At 64.4% G+C, this 4,251-nt stretch carries 4 protein-coding genes and 1 pseudogene; all 5 read right to left on the bottom strand.

What is annotated here, in order from left to right:
* A pseudogene (locus tag Q0J60_RS10490) lies at positions 1 to 794 on the bottom strand (penicillin-binding protein 2); the annotation flags it as partial.
* 12 nt (positions 795 to 806) lie between these two features.
* Positions 807 to 1,331: a rod shape-determining protein MreD gene (gene mreD, locus Q0J60_RS10485; protein WP_294441338.1), complete on the bottom strand. Its 525-nt coding sequence runs from the start codon at positions 1,329 to 1,331 to the stop codon at positions 807 to 809.
* A 3-nt stretch (positions 1,332 to 1,334) separates the two neighbouring features.
* On the bottom strand, positions 1,335 to 2,336 hold the full coding sequence (mreC, locus tag Q0J60_RS10480) for a rod shape-determining protein MreC (protein ID WP_294441337.1): 1,002 nt from the start codon (positions 2,334 to 2,336) through the stop codon (positions 1,335 to 1,337).
* A 136-nt stretch (positions 2,337 to 2,472) separates the two neighbouring features.
* Positions 2,473 to 3,540: a rod shape-determining protein gene (locus tag Q0J60_RS10475; protein WP_294441335.1), complete on the bottom strand. Its 1,068-nt coding sequence runs from the start codon at positions 3,538 to 3,540 to the stop codon at positions 2,473 to 2,475.
* A 200-nt stretch (positions 3,541 to 3,740) separates the two neighbouring features.
* Positions 3,741 to 4,251, bottom strand: a 511-nt coding sequence (locus Q0J60_RS10470; protein ID WP_294441334.1) for a HemK/PrmC family methyltransferase, incomplete at its 5' end; no start/stop codon positions are given.

Raw genomic sequence — 4,251 nt, 5'->3', positions numbered from 1 at the left:
GCCGGCTCGACGCCGCTCGACCCCACTTCGTCGCCGCTCGCGTACGCAAGACCCGCGGGCGGATTGGAGATGGCCTCTTCGGAAGCGCTAGACGTATAGCCCAGAACGGCGCCCGCAAGCGCGGCGTACGGATACACGCGCTTCGTGCGGCGCTCGATGGTGACGCCCGGAAACGCATCGGGATGCTCTTCGATGAACGAGATGTCGCGGAAACGCGGATTGGTCATCACCTCGCGCTGGGCCTGGGCGCCGCCCGTGGCGTCCTGGATGCGTTGACGGATGACGGCATGCGGAACGCCCAGAAGCGCCGAGAGGCGCAGCGTCACGTTGCGGTTGTCGGCCACGTCGGCGTCGGCCAGAATGGTGGGCGCGGTCTCGTTGTCCACCAGCACGATGCCCTCGGTGTCGAAGATGCGACCGCGAGGGGCGGGCGTCTTCACCGTGGTGAACTGGTTGCCCTGCGCCGCCGCCACATACTGGTCGCTCGAAAGCACCTGCATGCTCCACAGCTTAGCGGTCAGACTGCCGAACACCGCGGCGATGAGCACGCCCAGCGCGACGAAGCGCGACCGAAGCCCGCCTTGTGCGCGCGTCTTCGACGCGGCGGCGGGCGAAGAGCCGCCCTCCACGGACGCACCCGCCTTGCGGGTGACGAACGGCGTGCCCGACCCGATGGAAGACACCGATTTGGGAACGGAGCTCTGGGGCTTCACGCCGCGAGAGCGCATGAACAGCGCTAGCGCAACGCCCGCCACGATAATAACGACAAGCGCGGTGATGATTGCTTCTACCATGCTATCACCGACCTAACGCAGACGAACGGTAGACGACGTAGGCGCCGTATGCGACGGCGCGCTGCGGGCGAGCAGATGCGACATGAGCGGCATGATGATCAGCACTACGGCGCAGTCGTACAGCGCGCACGGCAGCGCACGCAAAAGCAGCGCGTCCATCGCGGGCACCCCCGCCGTAGCGATGTAGAAGAACGCGTAGATTGCTTCCACGATAAGCGAGGTCGCCATGGAGATGGCCAGCGACACGGTAACCGTCTCATTGCCGAATAGCGAAGCGGCGCGTGACGCGATGAACGCCGCCAGGGTGAGCAGCGCCGCCATAACGCCCACGGTGCCGCCCGTGGACAGGTCGCTTGCCAGGCCAAGGACGAACGCAATCACGACGATGGAGTCGGACGTGCGAAGCATGGCCGCAGTAGCAACGAAAGCGAGCGCGAAGTTGGGCATGGCGCCCAGCACGGCGATATTGGGAGCGAGCACGGATTGCAGCACGAATGCAACAATGCCTCCGATTATCAGAACCACGGTTTCGCGCATAGGCTATTCGCCTTCCCCGGATTCATCGTAGTATTCGTCGTACGCGGCATCGGTGCCGTCAGTGCCGTCGGAAGCGTCGTCAGAGACGCCCGCATCATCGGACGCACTTGCATCGCCAGCATCCTGCCCGTCGGAAGAATCGCCCGCTGCAGCGTCTCCCGCCGAAGAAGAGAACACCACGGTGACCTCTTCGAGAGCATCGGCGGTGGAAAGCGGCGACACGATGACGGTGCGGTCCGACGTGCCCGCCTGATTGACCACATTGGTGACGGTGCCGATGGTGATGCCCGCGGGGAAGCTGCCGCCCATGCCCGAGGTGACCACCACGTCGCCCACCTTGACCTGAACCGCGTCATCAAGGTACTCGAGATAGAGCAGGCCGTCCACGGCGCCCTTCACCACGCACTGATCGCGCGAAGACTGCAGATACGCCGAAACGCCGCTCTGCGGGTCGGTGATAAGGCGCACGCGGCACGTGAGCGGCGAAACCTCGGTCACCTGACCCACGAGCCCGCTGGGGCCGACTACGGCCTGACCGGGCTCGACGCCGCTATTGCTGCCGACGTTCACCGTGATGTCGCGCGAATACGCGTCCGACCCGGTGCCGATGACGCGGCCCGTAGCCCCATCGATCTGATACTGGCTCTGGATATCGAGCAGAGCGGTGAGGCGCTCGTTTTCCTGGCGCAGCTCCTCCATCTGCACGAGCTGATCTCTGAGCTGGGCGTTTTCCTGCTGAAGCGCCGTATACGACTCATTGGAAACGGTGGCGTTCTCCACGGCGTCGCCCGCGGTGTCCGCCGCGTAGGCCACCCCCGCGCCGGCGAACTGCAAGGGCGCGGTCACCATACCGGCAACGCTTTGGACCCGATGCAGAGGGCCGTCCTGCCCCTCGCGCGCGTAGACGGTCGCCAAAACGATGGATACGACGAGCAGCGCGACCACCAAAACGGTGCCGCTTAAGGGAATCGACTTGCTCTTGGCGGTCGTATGCTTGCTGATCATGGGCGTTTATCCTCCCCGCCTCATCCGGGCGTGCCGCATATCGCAGCGGCCCGTGCGCATCGGGCGAACCCCGCGCAAAGGCGTATCGAGCGACGCGCGCCGCTCAAAAGCGGCGCGCGGCAAAAAGCTTGGTTGTTTACTTGGAGCGCATCATGGTCTGTTTGAGCGCCGAAGGGGTCTCGAGCACCTTCAGGCAGCCCATGGCCACGTTGGTAAGCGCCGTTTCGCTGGTCCATACGGGAATCTCCAGGCGCTGCGTAAGGAAGCGATCCAGGCCCGAAAGCAGGCCGCCGCCGCCCGTGAGCAGGATGCCGTTAGAGATGATGTCGCTGGCCAAGTCAGGGTTGGTCTTCTTGAACGTCTCCTTGATGTGGACGACCATCTCCTCGATGGGCGGCTGCAGAGCAGCACGAACGTCCTCGGACTGGATGGTCACCTCGCGCGGCTGCTCGGTCACGACGTCCTGGCCGGAGATGATCATGTCCTTCTCGCGGCCGTCCTCGAACGGCAGGATGGAGCCGATCTTGATCTTGATGATCTCGGCCGTGCGCTCGCCCACCTTGATGCCCAGAAGGTCGCGCAGGTACATGGCGATGGCCTCGTCCATCTTGTTGCCCGCGAGACGCAAACTGGAGCTGGTGACGATGCCTCCCAGCGAGATGACGGCCACCTCGGTGGTACCGCCGCCGATGTCCACCACCATCGAGCCGGTAGGCTCGGTCACGGGCAGATCGGCGCCCATAGCGGCAGCCATGGGCTCCTCGATCAGATATGCCTGACGAGCGCCCGACTGAATGGCGGCCTCGAACACGGCGCGCTTCTCGACGGAGGTGGCGCCGCAAGGGATGCAGATCACGATGCGCGGCTTGGCCTGCCAGGGGTAGCGGCGCTCGATGGCCTTGTTGATGAAGGCCGAGAGCATGGCCTCGGTCACGTCGTAGTCGGCGATAACGCCGTCGCGCAGCGGATGCTCCGCCGAAAACGCGTCGGGCGTGTGGTTAATCATCTGCTTGGCCTCATGGCCCACGGCAAGAACGCGATGCGTGCTGCGTTCGATGGCGACGACGCTGGGCTCGTTGAGAACCACGCCCTCGCCCGTGACGGCCACCAGCGTGTTGGCCGTGCCGAGGTCGATGGCCAGGTCGCACGAAGAAGCCCCGCCGAAGCCCCCGGTAAGGTTATGGATGAAATCCATGAACGACATAGAGATGGGTCCTTTTCCGTTTCGTTTCTCTATCTTTTATCAGGTGGTACAGCGTAAAGCCGATTCTGGCGGAGCGAAAGGTGCCGCTTGCCGAAACGACGTCACGCGATAGCGCGGTATACGCAAGCAGACATTCTAACACACCGAAAAAAGGCCCCGCACACCGCGGAGCCATGCACACAAGAGGTAAGCGCACGCCCCTATCGGGGAGCCCGGGCCACTAGCACGCGGGGGCGGTCGGCCAAATCGTTCACTATGCGCACGTCGACGAAGCCCGCTTCGCGGGCGATGGCTGCGGCATCGTCGAGACACGTCTCATGGAGCTCCACCGCGTATCCGCCGCCCGGCTTGAGCGCGCGTGCCGCCCATGCGGTGAGCGGACGGAATAGGTCAAGGCCGTCGGCCCCGCCGTCGAGCGCGAGGCTGGGTTCGAACGCACCGACCTCGTGCGGAAGTTGCGCCATCACCGACGTGGGAATGTAGGGCGGATTCGACACCACCAAATCGAGCTTGCCCATGAAGCGAGCAGGAATGGCGTCGCCCAGATTGCTGTTCAGCACGTAGACGCGTTCCGACAAACCCAGCGCCTCAACGTTTTCGCGCGCAAGGGCGAGCGCCTCAGGTGCGATATCGGTCGCCAGCACGCGCGCATCGGGATGCTCATAGGCGACGGAGCAGGCTATGCAGCCCGACCCGGTGCATATGTCGGCA

Source organism: uncultured Slackia sp., from assembly GCF_944321625.1.
Lineage (GTDB): Bacteria > Actinomycetota > Coriobacteriia > Coriobacteriales > Eggerthellaceae > Slackia.
The sequence above is the reverse complement of the archived record's forward strand: the minus strand, read 5'-3'. Positions and strand labels throughout refer to the sequence as shown.

Excerpts from the sequence above, each read along its gene's own strand:
- mreC (WP_294441337.1), bottom strand. The coding sequence starts at position 2,336 with ATGATCAGCAAGCATACGACCGCCAAGAGCAAGTCGATTCCCTTAAGC.
- Q0J60_RS10475 (WP_294441335.1), bottom strand. The coding sequence starts at position 3,540 with ATGTCGTTCATGGATTTCATCCATAACCTTACCGGGGGCTTCGGCGGG.
- mreD (WP_294441338.1), bottom strand. The coding sequence starts at position 1,331 with ATGCGCGAAACCGTGGTTCTGATAATCGGAGGCATTGTTGCATTCGTG.